15 protein-coding genes and 1 rRNA gene are annotated in these 15,355 nt (G+C 51.8%); 6 read left to right on the forward strand and 10 right to left on the reverse strand.

Going from position 1 to position 15,355, the window contains the following annotated elements; all coding sequences use genetic code 11:
• Positions 1–47 precede the first annotated feature (47 nt).
• The 3 genes from WN56_RS16555 to WN56_RS08020 all read right to left on the reverse strand — a co-directional run bounded on the left by WN56_RS16555 (position 48) and on the right by WN56_RS08020 (position 1,100).
• Positions 48–557 (reverse strand): thioredoxin fold domain-containing protein, encoded by a 510-nt coding sequence (locus WN56_RS16555; protein WP_052708048.1) that lies wholly within the window; start codon positions 555–557, stop codon positions 48–50.
• Between the two features lie 133 nt (positions 558–690).
• A complete protein-coding gene (gene ykgO, locus WN56_RS08015; RefSeq protein ID WP_046074543.1) occupies positions 691–834 on the reverse strand; it encodes a type B 50S ribosomal protein L36 in 144 nt (47 codons plus the stop codon).
• A complete protein-coding gene (locus tag WN56_RS08020; protein WP_046074544.1) occupies positions 831–1,100 on the reverse strand; it encodes a type B 50S ribosomal protein L31 in 270 nt (89 codons plus the stop codon). Before WN56_RS08020 ends, ykgO begins: the two co-directional genes overlap by 4 nt.
• 357 nt (positions 1,101–1,457) lie before the next feature.
• Here WN56_RS08020 and WN56_RS08025 point away from each other — a divergent pair, with 357 nt between their 5' ends.
• Positions 1,458–2,768 carry an anaerobic C4-dicarboxylate transporter family protein gene (locus WN56_RS08025; RefSeq protein ID WP_046074545.1) on the forward strand — a complete coding sequence of 437 codons (1,311 nt, stop codon included), beginning with the start codon at positions 1,458–1,460 and terminating at the stop codon, positions 2,766–2,768.
• 101 nt (positions 2,769–2,869) lie between these two features.
• Here WN56_RS08025 and aspA read toward each other — a convergent pair whose 3' ends face one another.
• On the reverse strand, positions 2,870–4,333 hold the full coding sequence (aspA, locus tag WN56_RS08030) for an aspartate ammonia-lyase (RefSeq protein ID WP_046074546.1): 1,464 nt from the start codon (positions 4,331–4,333) through the stop codon (positions 2,870–2,872).
• Positions 4,334–4,627: 294 nt separating this feature from the next.
• Between aspA and WN56_RS08035 the strand changes: the two genes are divergently transcribed.
• Positions 4,628–5,146: an FxsA family protein gene (locus WN56_RS08035; protein ID WP_046074547.1), complete on the forward strand. Its 519-nt coding sequence runs from the start codon at positions 4,628–4,630 to the stop codon at positions 5,144–5,146.
• Positions 5,147–5,215: 69 nt separating this feature from the next.
• On the opposite strand, the gene WN56_RS08040 is transcribed toward WN56_RS08035, so the two are convergent.
• Genes WN56_RS08040 through WN56_RS08055 form a run of 4 tightly spaced genes read right to left on the reverse strand, consistent with a single transcriptional unit; the run spans position 5,216 to position 10,005 of the window.
• Positions 5,216–7,174 (reverse strand): acetoacetate--CoA ligase, encoded by a 1,959-nt coding sequence (locus WN56_RS08040; protein ID WP_046074548.1) that lies wholly within the window; start codon positions 7,172–7,174, stop codon positions 5,216–5,218.
• Between the two features lie 9 nt (positions 7,175–7,183).
• The gene (maiA, locus tag WN56_RS08045; protein WP_046074549.1) at positions 7,184–7,804 is read right to left on the reverse strand and encodes a maleylacetoacetate isomerase; all 621 of its coding nucleotides are present in this window, start codon (positions 7,802–7,804) and stop codon (positions 7,184–7,186) included.
• 60 nt (positions 7,805–7,864) lie between these two features.
• Positions 7,865–8,851: a fumarylacetoacetate hydrolase family protein gene (locus WN56_RS08050; RefSeq protein ID WP_046074550.1), complete on the reverse strand. Its 987-nt coding sequence runs from the start codon at positions 8,849–8,851 to the stop codon at positions 7,865–7,867.
• 14 nt (positions 8,852–8,865) lie between these two features.
• Positions 8,866–10,005 carry a homogentisate 1,2-dioxygenase gene (locus WN56_RS08055; RefSeq protein WP_046074551.1) on the reverse strand — a complete coding sequence of 380 codons (1,140 nt, stop codon included), beginning with the start codon at positions 10,003–10,005 and terminating at the stop codon, positions 8,866–8,868.
• Between the two features lie 232 nt (positions 10,006–10,237).
• Between WN56_RS08055 and WN56_RS08060 the strand changes: the two genes are divergently transcribed.
• Positions 10,238–10,726 (forward strand): MarR family winged helix-turn-helix transcriptional regulator, encoded by a 489-nt coding sequence (locus WN56_RS08060; protein ID WP_369795701.1) that lies wholly within the window; start codon positions 10,238–10,240, stop codon positions 10,724–10,726.
• On the opposite strand, the gene WN56_RS08065 is transcribed toward WN56_RS08060, so the two are convergent.
• Positions 10,696–12,045 carry an MATE family efflux transporter gene (locus WN56_RS08065; protein WP_046074553.1) on the reverse strand — a complete coding sequence of 450 codons (1,350 nt, stop codon included), beginning with the start codon at positions 12,043–12,045 and terminating at the stop codon, positions 10,696–10,698. The two genes, WN56_RS08060 and WN56_RS08065, sit on opposite strands and share 31 nt — an antisense overlap.
• Before the next feature lie 218 nt (positions 12,046–12,263).
• Here WN56_RS08065 and WN56_RS08070 point away from each other — a divergent pair, with 218 nt between their 5' ends.
• The gene (locus tag WN56_RS08070) at positions 12,264–12,554 is read left to right on the forward strand and encodes a co-chaperone GroES (RefSeq protein ID WP_046074554.1); all 291 of its coding nucleotides are present in this window, start codon (positions 12,264–12,266) and stop codon (positions 12,552–12,554) included.
• Between the two features lie 43 nt (positions 12,555–12,597).
• A complete protein-coding gene (gene groL / locus WN56_RS08075) occupies positions 12,598–14,247 on the forward strand; it encodes a chaperonin GroEL (protein WP_046074555.1) in 1,650 nt (549 codons plus the stop codon).
• A gap of 78 nt (positions 14,248–14,325) precedes the next feature.
• Here the strand turns inward: groL and WN56_RS08080 are convergent, their stop codons facing one another.
• On the reverse strand, positions 14,326–14,658 hold the full coding sequence (locus WN56_RS08080; protein WP_046074556.1) for an SMR family transporter: 333 nt from the start codon (positions 14,656–14,658) through the stop codon (positions 14,326–14,328).
• Positions 14,659–15,147: 489 nt separating this feature from the next.
• On the opposite strand from WN56_RS08080, the gene WN56_RS08085 reads away from it, so the two are divergent.
• Positions 15,148–15,355: ribosomal RNA gene (locus tag WN56_RS08085) — 16S ribosomal RNA — on the forward strand; the annotation flags it as partial.

Raw genomic sequence — 15,355 nt, forward strand, 5'->3', positions numbered from 1 at the left:
CAGATATGGGGTTTATCAATTTTGTAACAAGAGAACTAAGAGATTGATCATTGCTCGCTTTTTACTTCATGTTTCAATCCATACTGGCGTAGGTGAGTAATGAAAGCTTGAGGTGCTAAAAAGCCGGTAATGCGAGCTGTCGCATGACGCTCTCCATTGGGCAACCAAAAGTCGAGTGTGGGTAGCCCGGCCACGTCTTGGGTGCGCATTAACGCAAAATCATCAGGACGATTTTCACTCAGATCCACTTTAATGCGGTGCATACGGCTGAGCTGCTGAGCCACAGCCGGATCCGTGAAGGTTTTTTGGGCGAATTGTTTACACGGAATGCACCAATCGGCGTAGTAATCAACCAAGGCGATTTGTTGATTAGCCGCAGCGCTGGCGAGCTCTGCATCAAGTGCTTCTTGCGAGTTGACGGTGATAAATGGCGGTGCGGTAGCAGAGGTTGTCGGTGGCACTGTCGCTTGGTGGGTTCGCGCAATATAAAGCGCACTGGCACCCAGTGCAGCAATCAATAATCCAGCAGCCAGCGTGAAGCGACGACCCGGTTTCATACTTTTTCCTTTTGCGGCAGATAGGATGAGTATACACACATACCATGACTCGCCTCGAAAAAGGAAATGATGACCTCAAGATGTGCTCACATCGTGAGGCACTGCCACATCAGTGGCAGTGCGTCGCCGACGCTTAGCTGCGTTTTTTTGCGCGGCCTTGCACCGCCTTAAAACGTGGATTGGTTTTGCAAATGACGAACATGCGCCCGCGACGCCGAACGACCTGACAGTCAGGATGGCGTTGACGGGCACTTTTTAGTGAATTGACGACTTTCATGCCTGTTCCTTTTTGCGGCGACCGACTTGGCCAAACTTACGCGCAAAGTGGGCAACACGGCCTTCTTTGTTCGTCGCTCGTTGCTTTCCGGTATACACCGGGTGTGATGCGCTTGAGATATCTAGCGGGTAGTAAGGATAGGTTTTGCCATCTTGCCACTCGATGGTACGTGATGTTTGCAAGGTTGAGCCGACAATAAAATAGGCGTCAACGCTGGTGTCATGAAAAACGACAGAACGATATTCGGGGTGGATATTGGCTTTCATAACGACTCCCTATTGTTTGTTATGATATAACATAACACTTACTAAGGAGGATGAAAAGTCCATCAGTGTCTAGGTGAAAGATCTCAATTTCTGAACTTTTTGTTGTCAGTTCGCGAAAAGTGTTACTTTTTCTTACCTGAATCAACATGCGCGTGACTGTACCTGGTTAGGATTTGGCCATGGTGCTGAGCGCGGTTGCTCACATCTCCCACCAAGGATGGTGCTTATCGGTGGTGGTAAGCAGACGGAGGAATCGTCATATCGTATCTACGCCCCAATACGCCATGTGCGTGCCATAAGACAATGAATGCATGTGAACGGGCGTGTGGGGACGTCTATCCAAAGTAGGAGAAAGTTATGTTCTTGGTTGAGTTATTAGTGGTACTCAGCTGCATCTTAATCGGTGCCCGTATCGGCGGCATTGGTTTAGGTGTGATGGGCGGGGTCGGGCTCGCGGTACTCAGTTTTGGTTTCGGTTTGCAACCCACGCATCCACCTATCGACGTGTTGCTGATGATCATGGCGGTGGTCGCCGCTGCAGCAACCATGCAAGCTGCAGGTGGCTTGGATTTTTTAATTAAAATTGCCACCAATATATTACGTAAAAACCCACGTCACATTACCTTTGTTGCCCCTTTAGTGACTTATGTCTTCACCATGATGGCGGGAACCGGACACGTTGCCTATTCGGTCTTACCTGTTATCGCTGAAGTCAGTCGTAAAAGCGGCATTCGTCCGGCTCGCCCTTTGGGTATGGCGGTCATTGCCTCGCAATTTGCGATTGTAGCCAGCCCCATCGCGGCAGCGGTGGTTGCCTGTGTGGCCTTTTTAGAGCCGCAAGGCATTACCCTTACCGATGTGCTGTCGGTCACCATTCCTAGCACCTTTATTGGTCTTGCTTTGGCGTGTGTGATTGTTAATAAGCTGGGTAAAGAGCTTAAAGACGATCCTGAATATCAACGCCGTTTACAAGATCCCGACTTTCGTCGAGAAATGGAAGCGGATTTGGCGGTGGAAGATATCGAAGTCACGCCAGCAGCGAAGAAATCGGTTGGCTTGTTCTTATTTGGTGCTTTAGCGGTCGTCGTCATGGGGGCATTCCCAACCCTGCGACCGGCCTTTGATGGCGAGCCAATGGGAATGGCGCATACCATTGAAATCGTGATGTTGTCAGTCGGTGCACTGATCATTTTGACCTGTAAGCCAGATGGCAATGCGATTAGCCAAGGTTCGGTATTCCATGCGGGGATGCGTGCCATTGTCGCTATCTTTGGTATTGCGTGGCTAGGTGATACCTTGATTGGTGGCCATGGTGAGATGGTGAAAGAGGCGGTGTCTGGCTTGGTAGAAATGGCGCCATGGACATTTGCGTTTGCGCTGTTCGCCTTGTCAGTGATGGTGAACAGTCAAGGTGCGACGACAGCGGTATTGGTGCCGGTGGCGATTACCTTGGGGCTGCCGCCTTCGATGATTATTGCGACCTTTGTAGCGGTGAATGGCTACTTCTTTATTCCTAACTACGGGCCTATCATTGCATCCATCGACTTTGACCGAACCGGCACCACGCGGATAGGTAAGTACATTTTTAATCACAGCTTTATGGCACCAGGCTTGCTGAGTATGGTGTTCAGTATCGCTTGTGGTTTGCTGATTACGCAGGTGCTGTAACGGCGGTTTACGGTATAAAAGAAGGGCGCTTTCAGCGCCCTTTGTTGTCTCTATCGGTCGTCGGTGTCTGTTGTGAGTGACCCACTACGATGACTGACCCACTACGCGTTAAAACGTTTACCGCGATACTTAGGATGCATCAGGTTTTCAACCGAGAAGATCTCGTCCAGCTCCCCCTCGGTCATTAAACCGCGTTCGAGCACCACTTCTTTAACGCTCTTACCTGTTTCAGCACAAATCTTACCGACAATATCGCCCTCGTGGTGGCCGATAAAGGGGTTAAGATAAGTGATGATGCCAATCGAGTTATGCACATAGTGCTCGCACACCGCTTGGTTAACGGTAATCCCGCTCACACATTTTTCACCGAGATTGCGGCAACCATTGGCTAAAATCGAGATAGACTCAAACAGCGCCTGCCCAATGACGGGCTCCATCACGTTAAGCTGGAGCTGACCGGCTTCGGCGGCAAAGGTGATGGTGGTGTCATTCCCCATTACCCGGTAGCAAACCTGGTTAACCACTTCTGGGATCACCGGGTTAACCTTAGCGGGCATGATGGATGAACCGGCCTGCATTTCGGGTAGGTTAATTTCATTGAGCCCCGCACGTGGGCCCGAGGAAAGTAGACGGAGGTCGTTACAAATCTTCGATAGTTTCACTGCCAGGCGTTTTAGCGCACCATGCACCATCACATAGGACCCACAGTCTGACGTGGCTTCAATCAAATCTTCGGCCGGGATACAGGGTAAGCCCGTGATTTCAGCCAGGCGTTTTACCGCCAGTTGTTGATAGCCTTCGGCGGCATTCAACTTAGTACCAATCGCGGTCGCGCCGAGGTTTACCTCTAACAGTAACGCTGCGGTGTATTTGATGTTTTTAATCTCCTCGCGCAGTAGCACTGAGAAGGCTTTGAACTCTTGCCCGACCGTCATCGGCACCGCATCCTGCAGCTGGGTGCGGCCCATTTTGATCACGTGTGCATAGGCTTCGGCCTTGGCGTCGAATTCTTTTTGCAGATAATCAATCGCATCCATTAATTTTAGAATGCTGTTGTAAACGGCAATACGAAAACCGGTGGGGTAGGCACAATTGGTCGATTGGCTCTTATTGACGTGATCGTTGGGATTAATCACATCATAGTCACCTTTTTCGTGCCCCATCAGCTCAAGCGCAAGGTTGGCAATCACCTCATTGGCATTCATGTTGACTGACGTCCCTGCGCCGCCTTGAAAGACGTCCGAGGGGAATTGATCCATGCATTTGCCTGTTTGTAGGATTTGGTCGCAGGCTTTGATGATGTAATCGCCGACATCTGCGGGGATCACGCCGAGCTCTTGGTTTGCCATCGCGGCGGCTTTTTTGGTGTAAACCATGCCGCGTACGAAATCGGGGATATCAGAAATCCGGGTGCCGGAAATAGTAAAGTTTTCGATCGCCCGCAGCGTATGGATGCCGTAGTAGGCATCGGCAGGTACTGCGCGTTGGCCGAGTAAATCTTCTTCTAAACGGGTTGCTGTGGTTAGGGTTGAGGTTTCATTGGGTGTTATAATCGTCTGAGACATGCGTTGGCCTTAACATCAAGTTATTATAATGATTAAAACGTCGCCACAAATTTTGCTGTAGAATCCATTCCTCAGAGATTTTGGCTGGATGTATTATCTGTTACATCCTTTCAGCCGCCATTACAGCATATAATGCGGTGAAAAGGGCTGACCCCGGTCACAGCTGTAGCATGGCGCACAGACAAAATGCGCTTTCTTGCACTTTGATTCAAGGGCTAAATTCGGTTTCGTTGTTCGGCTTTTGGCGGATTTTGATGTTAGGATGAACAGTCCATTTCCAGCGCGAGGTGAATCGTGTTTCCAATCTTATTGCTGCTATTTATTCTGGTCCCAGTGATTGAAATCGGCCTGTTCATTCAGGTTGGTGGTTGGTTGGGATTGTGGCCAACACTGGCGCTGGTTTTGATCACCGCATTCGTCGGCGCCTCTTTGGTACGGAGTCAAGGACTGATGACTCTGGCTTCGGTGCAAGATAGGCTCAACCGCGGTGAGTTACCCGCCCAGCAAATCCTTGAAGGCGTGATGCTGGCCGTCGCCGGTGTGCTGCTGTTAACGCCAGGTTTCATGACCGATGCGATGGGGATGTTGGTGCTTTTGCCTGGGCCGCGAGCCGCGCTCGCCAAACAAGTGATGAAGCGCGTCACTGTGTCTCAAGCGAGCTTTAGCCAAGGTAACTTTCATCAAGGGGGCAATACGCAAGGTCCTTTTGGGGAGGACCCGTTCCGTCGCGGAGGCCGTGGCGAGGATGGCAATACCTTTGAAGGGGAATATGAGCGCAAAGATGGCGACGATGATGACCATCGCCTACGCTAAGTCATGTTGGGGTTAAACCCAGTCGAAAGGCCGCATGAGGATGCGGCCTTTTTCGATCATGGCGTCCGCTTACTCGGTGAGCTCGGGGCGCTGACGGTATTGGTCGAGTGATGCTGGGTTGTCCAGCGCACTTAACTGCGCCACGTCTTGGCCATGGACCACATCGCGCACCGCTAACTCGGCCAGTTTCCCTGACTTGGTGCGTGGAATATCGCTCACCTCGGCAATCACGGCGGGAACGTGACGCGGCGTGCACTGGGTGCGGATGGTTTTTTTGATGGTTTGCTTGAGTGGCTCATCCAGTGTCACGCCGGCGGCGAGTTTGACGAATAGCACCACGCGGACATCATTTTGCCATTGCTGGCCGATGACCACTGAATCCATGATCTCGCTCAGCTGATTCACATGGCGATAGATTTCCGCCGTACCAATTCGTACCCCGCCTGGGTTTAGTACCGCATCAGACCGGCCATAGAACACCATGCCACCTTGTGCGGTCAGGCGCACATAGTCACCATGAAACCAGATATCATCAATCTTGTTCCAATAGGCATTGTGGTAGCGGCTGCCATCGGTATCGTGCCAAAAGCCAACCGGCTGGTTGGGGAAGCTATTGCAACACACTAGCTCCCCTTTCTGCTCCTCGACCGCTTGGCCTTGGGCGTTAAACACTTGTACATCGAGCGCCAAACCCCGCTTTTGGCTTTCGCCGCGATAAACTGGTGACAGTGGGCTGCCAAGAACAAAACAACCACAAATGTCGGTGCCGCCCGCAATCGAGCTTAATTGCAGATCGGATTTTATCTTTTGATAGACATAATCAAACTGCTCGGGCGCAAGTACTGAACCGGTCGAACACAGGACACGTAACGACGCCAGCGAGTAATCCTCTTTTGGCGCCACCCCTTGTTTTTCCAATGCCTCTAAGTATTTCGCCGCCGTACCAAAAAGGGTGATCTGATGCCGCTCGGCCAGTCGCCAAAGTACCCCCGCATCCGGATAAAACGGCGAGCCATCATAAAGCACTAAGGTCGCGCCACTTGCTAAAGCGCTGACTTGCCAATTCCACATCATCCAGCCGCAGGTGGTGAAATAGAAAAAGCGATCGCCGGGGCGCACATCCGAATGGAGCTGATGCTCTTTCAAATGATTGAGCAATATTCCGCCCACCGAATGAATAATGCACTTGGGCTTACCCGTGGTGCCGGATGAGTAAAGCACAAAGAGTGGGGCATTGAACGCCACGCGGGTAAAGCGAAGCGGCGGCGCGTCGTTAGTCAATAAATCTTGCCAATTATCCACGCCAGCAGGTAAGGAAGGTCGAACGCCATCAAAAGGGATCACCACTAAGCGCTCAATGGCCGGTACGTTATCCACCACCTGCTGTGCTTTATTCAGGCAGTCATAGGTTTTGCCGTTGTAATGATAGTGATCGGTGGTAAACAGCACTTTGGGCTCGGTTTGGCCAAAACGGTCTAACACACTGTCGACGCCAAAGTCCGGTGAGGTTGAGGTCCAAATCGCGCCTAGTGCCGCGGTGGCAAGCATCGCAATCACGGTTTCCGGTAGGTTGGGTAAATAGCCGGCAACCACATCGCCTGGTTGAACGCCTTGCGTATCTAGGTAGTGACGGATGGCCGCCACCTGATCGACGAGCTCGCGCCAAGTGAGGGTGCGTGCTACCTCATGCTCACCGCTAAAAATCATCGCTGGTTGGTCGGCATACTGCTCTGCGTGCTTGAGCAGGTTTTCGGCATAGTTCAGGCGTGCGGTGGGAAACCACTGGCTATCCCGATTAGGGTGCTCGGGGTCGATATCGCACACTCTCTCGCCCGGATCGCCGATCACGCCGGCAAATTGCCATAACTGTTGCCAAAAATCGCCGCTTTGGCGTACTGACCATGCATAAAGATCGTCATAGCCACTCAGCTGGGTGTCGTGAGTCTGATTCACGGCACGGATAAACGCGGCGAGTAAGGTGTGGGTTTGACGTTCCTTATCCGGCGCCCACAACAATCCGTCTTTCATGTCCTCTCCTTAGCTCTTATCAGGGTGTGCCTGTATAAATGCATCCAGCGCTTGGCATTGTGATTCAATGCGCGTCAGGGTTGGGTAGGCCGTTAAATCAAACGCAAATCGGCGTGCATTAAACAGCTGCGCGACCAAACAAATATCGGCCAAATTGGGCGCTTCTCCGCCAATAAAGGGGCTGTCTAATCCTTGTAATTTGGCTTCCAAGCCATCGAACCCTTGCTTGAGCCAATGGTGATACCAAGTGATTTTGTCGTCATCACTGTGTCCAAAGGGGCCGGTTAAGTATTGCAGAACCCGCAAGTTATTGAGTGGATGCACATCACAGGCAATGTCGAGCGCCAGTGATCGACACTGGGCTTTTTGCACTGGATCACTGGGGAGCAGTTTGACCTGTGGATAGCGCTCGTCGAGGTATTCGATAATGGCGAGCGATTGGCTCAAGGTGACATCGCCATCGACCAAGGTAGGCACTAAACCGGCGGGATTGAGCGAGCGATAGGCGTCGCTGTGCTGGTGTTTATCCAGCAGGGACACGGTTTCTCGTTGGTAAGTGAGGCCTTTAAGGCCAAGGGCGATGCGGACGCGGTAGGCCGCGGTCGACTTACTGTAATCATAAAGCAGCATACAAGCTCCTAGACGGCGTCAACGTCAAGCGCGCCTAGAGGCACCAGGCGCGCATCAAGGTTACTCCGGGATGTAACGGGTCACAGTTTGCTCAATGGCACCGAAAATAGATGCCTCTTGGCTGTCGCGCATATCGATGGTGACGCTATCGCCAAAGGTCATAAACGGGGTTTTTGCCTCACCTTGGTCGATAATTTCTAGCATGCGCTTTTCGGCTAAGCAGCACGAGCCTTTGCTGCGATCGGTGTTGGACACAGTACCGGAGCCAATAATGGTCCCCGCACTGACATGGCGGCTTTTCGCCACATGCGCGACCAGCTCGGCAAAATCAAAAGTCATATCGACACCGGCCTCGGGTGACCCGAACCATTCGCCGTTGAGGGTGACATGCATCGGTAAGTGGACTTTATGATCGCGCCAGTGATCGCCCAGCTCATCTGGGGTAACCGCTACCGGTGAAAATGCAGAAGCCGGCTTAGATTGGAAAAAGCCGAACCCTTTGGCAAGCTCGCCGGGGATCAGGTTGCGCAGTGAAACGTCGTTGACCAGCATCAGCAGTTTAATGTGTTGGCCCGCTTTGTCAGCACTAAGGTGCATGGGGACGTCATCGGTGACGACGGCAAGCTCGGCTTCAAAGTCACAACCCCACGCATCATCGACTAATTCAATCTCGTCACGTGGGCCGAGAAAGCCATCAGACATGCCTTGATACATCAGTGGGTCGGTCCAAAAACTCTCAGGCATTTGTGCGCCGCGTGCTTTGCGCACCAGTTCAACGTGGTTAACGTAGGCACTACCATCCGCCCACTGATAGGCGCGGGGCAGTGGTGAGTCGCAGACACTTGGGTCAAAGGCAAAGGACTCACTGACTTGGTTGTCGTTGAGTGCGTCGTAGCGTTGAGTCAGTTTGGGCGCAAGTGTCGCCCAGTTATCGAGCGCCGCTTGTAGTGTGGGCGCAATATCGTCGGCGTGGACGGCGCGAGTAAGGTCACGAGAGACCAAAATCAATTTGCCATCACGTCCGTGTTTGAGTGAAGCCAGTTTCATTGCTTTCTCCTTCGCTATTCTGCGTCACTTGGCGTGCGCCAAGAGTAAACATAATCGGTCAGCTCGGTGGCTTTCGCCGCGTCGCCCATATCAAGTGGCATGCGGGTATCGATCATCACCGCCACTTCATCGGTCTCTTTTTTCTGATGCTTTTTGCCCGCGGCAAAGGCTTTTGGGTGAGGACCATGTGGGAAGCCACAAGGGTGTAAGGTCACCATGCCGGCATCAATGTTATCGCGGCTGAAAAAGTCACCTTGGTGATAGAAAAGCACCTCATCATAGTCATCGTTATTGTGGTAGAAAGGCACCTTCAGTGCGCCAGGATCGGACTCGATCGGGCGGGGGACAAAGGTACAAATCACAAAACCTTGCGCGACAAAGGTAGTGTGCGCCGATGGCGGCAAGTGATAACGATGGCTCATTAACGGACGGATATCTCGCCAGTTGAGTCGGAATACGGTGAGGTTACCTTTCCAGCCCACCGCATCGAGTGGGTTGTAAGGATAGGTGACACGGTTAAGCTGCTGGCGCGATTTGATCATCACCTGCCAACTTTCGCTGTCGGATTGCTGGGCTTTAAAGCTATCGTCAATGCGTGCATGTTCTAACACCGCGGGGTCAAACACCGCATGTTCGCCGACAATGCCTCGTTCGGCGCTCATGTAGGAGCCGTGTGTCGCTTCAATCATCAACAAGGTGGTGGCTTCATCCGGCACCAGTCGCCAGCTGGTGGCGCGAGGAATGATCAAATAATCGCCTTTGGTATAGCGCAAGTGGCCGTAATCGCAATACAGCGAGCCTTCGCCCTGATGGACGAATAAGCAATCGTCGCCATCACTGTTGCGCACCAGATAAGACATGGCGGTATCGGTGCGCCATAAGCGAACCTGAACGTTGGCATTGGATAACAGCACAGGCGCATCCATTGGTGACGTACCTTGGGTTTCAACTCGGTTGGTGTCAAAAGCATGCGGTCGCAATGGGCCTTCCCACTCGCTCCAGCCCGTCGGGGGATGGCGGTGATACATATGACTGGCCGGGCCAAAAAAGCCTTCCTTACCACACTCGCGCTCGTAGGTTCCCTCTGGAAAGTCGCAGTGGGCTTGACGTGAGGCATCCCCTTCACGAATGGGGAATGAAAACCACTTTCGCATAACTCGCTCCTTGTGCTGGGCGGCCGAGTTCACTGGGACCGCCAAATAGTTTCAAAAGAAACAATCTATCTGTTTATACTAGCGATCAGAGATAAGAAAAAGCAACGCACCGTTAACAAATATTTTACCTTGTGTGTTCAGTATTTTTGCCGCCTAAAAATCGTAAGTGTAAACAAAGCACTACCTTTGCATCTTATCGAAGCCTCTCGTAAAGTAGGTTATTTGATTTCACTTGAAACTAATTGATATGACCCTTCCTCATTTAACGCTCGATAGCTTTTTGCCTTATAAGCTGGTTCACACGGCGGAGTTGGTGGCCGATAGTCTTGCGGCACGTTATGAAGCAGAGTTTGGATTATCGCGCCCTGAGTGGCGCGTGCTGGCCTCTTTGGGGGCACGGGATGGCGTGATGGCGAAAGATTTAGCCGCAGAAACACGGCTGGATAAAGTGAAAGTGTCGCGCTTGCTTACCCGTTTAGAGCAGCATCAGTTGGTAGAGCGACGCGCATGCCAAGGTGATCAGCGCGCCGCGTTAGTCCATTTGACCGACAAAGGCCGCACCCATTACCAGACCATTGTTCCCAAAGTACTGGAGTGGGAAAAAGCCATGCTCGAGGGACTCAGTGCGGCGCAGTATCAAGCGCTTTATCAGGCGCTAGATGCCCTGCAGCACCGCGTTCATGAGCTGGCTCAGACGGACAATGACGCCGCGAGTGTCTGACGGCGCAACACCACAGCATAGAGGTACGCCATAATACCCGCCAGCAGGTTGGCAATCGCGATGCCCGCAAACAGGCCATGGGTGCCGTTGATCATGCCGCCCAACCATGCACAGGGCACCAAGAAGACAAACAAACGGACGAGGTTGCAGGCGAACGAATGTAGCGAACGCTTCATGGCATTCAGGCCGCCGACCAATAACATCAAGGTGCCTTGTAAGCCGTAACTTGCCGGGACCACCATTAAATAGTGGGCAATTTCTTGTTGCACCCGCACATCGTCACTGAACAAATTCGCAATCAGATCGATAAAAGGCCACAGCGACAAGTACAAGGCAAACTGGAACAAGATGGCAAAGCGCATCGCGCTAAACAGCGCCTGAAAGGCCCGTTGATGATATTGCGCGCCAAAGTTTTGCGACATTAAGGGCGTGAGCGATGACGTCATCGCCATCATCACTATCAACAAAATCGCTTCAATGCGTTGGGCGGCGCCATAGGCGGCAACACTTTCTGTCCCCTGTGAGGCAAGCATCATCATTAAAATGGCGCCTGCGGCTGGGTTTAAGGCATTGGTCATTCCAGCTGGCATGCCAATTTTGAGGATCTGACGCACGTCAGTCGCTAGCTTGTTCCATTGCGGCGCCATTAGCAGTCGCTCGCGGCGGATAAGAATACTCAACGCGGCAACTAATGCCCCCGCCCAACTGACGGCGCTGGCGATGGCCGCCCCTTGAACACCCAGTTCGGGAAACGGGCCCAAGCCAAATATCAGTAAGGGGTCGAGCACCCCATTAATCAGGCCGGAGACCATCATGATTTTTGCTGGGGTTTTGGTATCGCCCGTGGCGCGGATGGCGGCGTTTCCTGCCATGGGTACCACGAGCAATGGAATAGTGAGATACCAGACCTGCATATAGTCGTGGATTAACGGCAATAAGTTGTCGCTTGCCCCGAGTGCGGAGAACACCGGATTGATGGTGGCGGCCCCTAACCAGCCGACGGCCATTACCATGAATACCGCCAAGATCAAACCGTGACTCGACACCCGCGCGGCATCTTGATGATCGCCCTGGCCGAGTAATCGCGCGACCAAGGCAGCAATACCCACGCCTAATCCGAGCGTGATGGAGTTAACTGCAAAGGTGATGGGAAAGGTGAAGCTCACCGCAGCGAGTGCTTCCGTGCCAAGCAGTGAAATAAAGAAGGTATCCACCACATTGAACATGATGATCGCGAACAGCCCAAATACCATGGGTACGGTCATCTTACGCAATGTGAGGTTGATCGGGGCGGACAGCAGCCCGTGTTTGTCGTTCATAATCGCTTATCACTGGGTTGGGACGGCTTACCCTAGCGGATCCTCACAATCGGAGAAAGTTGCCAGTCTAAAAAAACAAAAAAATTGCTGTAAAACCCTTGGGAAAGAAAAAGGGCGTCCCCACATAGGGAGTTACATCAGGAACCGGACGCATGTACGGCCTGTGTGCATACTTACTTCATCAAACGGAACATCATTACTAATTCAGGAGACGACCGATGAACATTCGTCCACTACATGATCGCGTTATCGTTGAGCGCCAAGAAGCTGAGTCTAAATCAGCAGGCGGCATCGTGTTAACTGGTTCTGCTGCAGAAAAGTCTACCCGCGGCAAAGTGCTGGCGGTAGGCAAAGGCCGTATTCTTGAAAACGGCAACGTGCAGCCATTGGACGTTCAAGTGGGTGACACTGTTATCTTCTCTGAAGGCTTTGGCACCAAGACGGAAAAAATCGAGGGTCAAGAAGTTCTGATCTTGTCTGAAAGCGACATCATGGCAATCGTTGAATAATTCATTTCACCTCCAATCAATAAATTAAGAAAGGAATAGAATCATGGCTGCTAAAGACGTTAAATTTAGTGACGACGCGCGTGCGAAAATGCTCGAAGGTGTGAATGTTCTGGCTGATGCCGTGAAAGTCACACTGGGCCCTAAAGGCCGTAACGTAGTACTAGACAAATCATTCGGTGCCCCAACCATCACCAAAGATGGTGTCTCTGTTGCCCGTGAAATTGAACTGGAAGACAAGTTCCAGAACATGGGCGCACAAATGGTGAAAGAGGTGGCGTCTCAGTCAAACGACGCGGCTGGTGACGGTACGACAACTGCAACTGTATTGGCGCAATCTATCGTCAATGAAGGCTTGAAAGCGGTTGCAGCGGGCATGAACCCAATGGATCTGAAGCGCGGTATCGATAAAGCGGTTGTGGCCGCGGTGGAAGAGCTGAAAAACCTGTCAGCGCCTTGCACCAGCAATAATGCCATCGAGCAAGTGGGCACGATTTCAGCGAACTCTGACCACACCGTTGGTAAGATCATCGCTCAAGCGATGGAAAAAGTGGGCCGTGATGGCGTGATCACCGTGGAAGAAGGTCAATCACTGCAAGACGAACTGAGCGTCGTAGAAGGCATGCAGTTCGATCGTGGTTACCTATCTCCTTACTTCATCAATAACCAAGAAGCCGGTAACGTTGAACTGGATAACCCATTTATCCTACTGATCGACAAAAAAGTGTCGAACATCCGCGAGCTGCTACCAACGCTAGAAGCGGTTTCAAAAGCGTCTCGTCCTCTGCTGATCATTGCGGAAGACCTTGAAGGTGAAGCGCTGGCGACATTGGTTGTCAACAACATGCGTGGCATCGTCAAAGTCGCTGCCGTGAAAGCGCCTGGCTTTGGTGACCGTCGTAAAGCGATGCTGCAAGATATCGCAACCTTGACGGCAGGCACTGTGGTTTCTGAAGAAATCGGCATGGATCTAGAGAAAGTGACGCTGGAAGACCTAGGTCAAGCGAAGCGCGTCACTGTCACTAAAGACAACACCACTATCGTTGACGGTGTCGGTGAGGAAGCGGCGATTGAAGGGCGTGTTGCACAGATTCGTCAACAAATCGAAGAAGCAACCTCAGACTACGACAAAGAAAAACTGCAAGAGCGCGTCGCGAAACTGGCTGGCGGTGTTGCAGTGATCAAAGTCGGCGCAGCGACCGAAGTCGAAATGAAAGAGAAGAAAGATCGCGTTGAAGATGCTCTGCATGCAACGCGTGCGGCGGTTGAAGAAGGCGTGGTTGCCGGTGGCGGTGTTGCCTTAATCCGTGCGGCGAGCAAAGTTGGCGAGCTGAAAGGTGACAACGAAGAGCAAAACGTCGGCATCCGTGTTGCACTGCGCGCTATGGAATCACCACTTCGTCAAATCGCGACTAACGCGGGTGATGAAGACTCAGTGGTTGCTAACAAAGTGAAATCTGGCGACAACCACTTTGGCTACAATGCATCAACCGGCGAATACGGTGACATGATTGAGATGGGCATCCTTGACCCAACCAAGGTGACACGTAGTGCACTACAGTTCGCTGCCTCTGTTGCGGGTCTGATGATCACGACGGAAGCCATGGTTACCGATCTGCCACAAAAAGACGGCGGTGCTGATATGGGCGCGGCTGCTGGTATGGGTGGCATGGGCGGAATGGGCGGCATGATGTAATCGCCTTTCCCTCAGAAATGAAAAACCCAGCTTCGGCTGGGTTTTTTCGTTGTGTGCTGCCAGGATCGATTTTAATCGTCAGTGTGTTGAAGTGGATGAGAATAAGTTCATCACGGCCACACCGGCAACAATCAGTGTCATCCCAATCACCGCCGGCGTATCGAGCTTCTGGTCGAACACCAACCAACCAATGAGCGCTATCAATGTCACGCCCGCGCCCGCCCATATCGCATAGGCGATGCCTACAGGAATGGCGCGTAAAGTGAGGGCGAGTAGATAGAAAGAGAAACTGTATCCCACTACCACTAATATCGAAGGAACGAGCTTAGAAAAGCCGTCACTATTTTTGAGTGATGCGGTTGCAATCACCTCTGCCACAATAGCAAACCCTAGAAAAAGCCAATGCTTCATATCGATGACTCCCAAGTGAGAAACAGGTGAGCTATGCTACCAGCCAATTTTTATGATGTATGCCTCATTTTGAGTAGAGAAGAGTGAAAGACACGATCGGACATGTAAGCCAAGGTGAACACGAGCGGCAAAATATAGCAGGTAAAGTAGGCAAAATATCTTGCTCTGTACGCTTTTTGTTCAGGTGACATTTTTTTTGCAAAAAGGGGTTGCGGGAAAAACTGAGATCTCTATACTGCGCTTCCTGTTGACGGGGCAACGAGACGCAAGTCACGAAATGCCAACCACTCAGTCAACACGCTCTTTAACAATTTGACCTATGCAATCTGTGTGGGCACTCGTTGAGAATAGACAAAAAGATTTATTCGATGAACTGAGTGACCAAACGACAACTTTTACAGTTGTTCGGCACAGTCAATTCGTTTTTCTCTTCGGAGAGAAACAGTAATCAGTATTCATTGAGCTGAAACTTCGGTTTCGAAAAAACTTAAATTGAAGAGTTTGATCATGGCTCAGATTGAACGCTGGCGGCAGGCCTAACACATGCAAGTCGAGCGGAAACGGCAGTATTGAAGCTTCGGTGGATTTACTGGACGTCGAGCGGCGGACGGGTGAGTAACGGCTGGGAACCTGCCCTGACGAGGGGGATAACCGTTGGAAACGACGGCTAATACCGCATAATGTCTACGGACCAAAG

Source organism: Salinivibrio sp. KP-1 (genome assembly GCF_000968645.1).
Taxonomy (GTDB): Bacteria; Pseudomonadota; Gammaproteobacteria; order Enterobacterales; family Vibrionaceae; genus Salinivibrio; species Salinivibrio siamensis.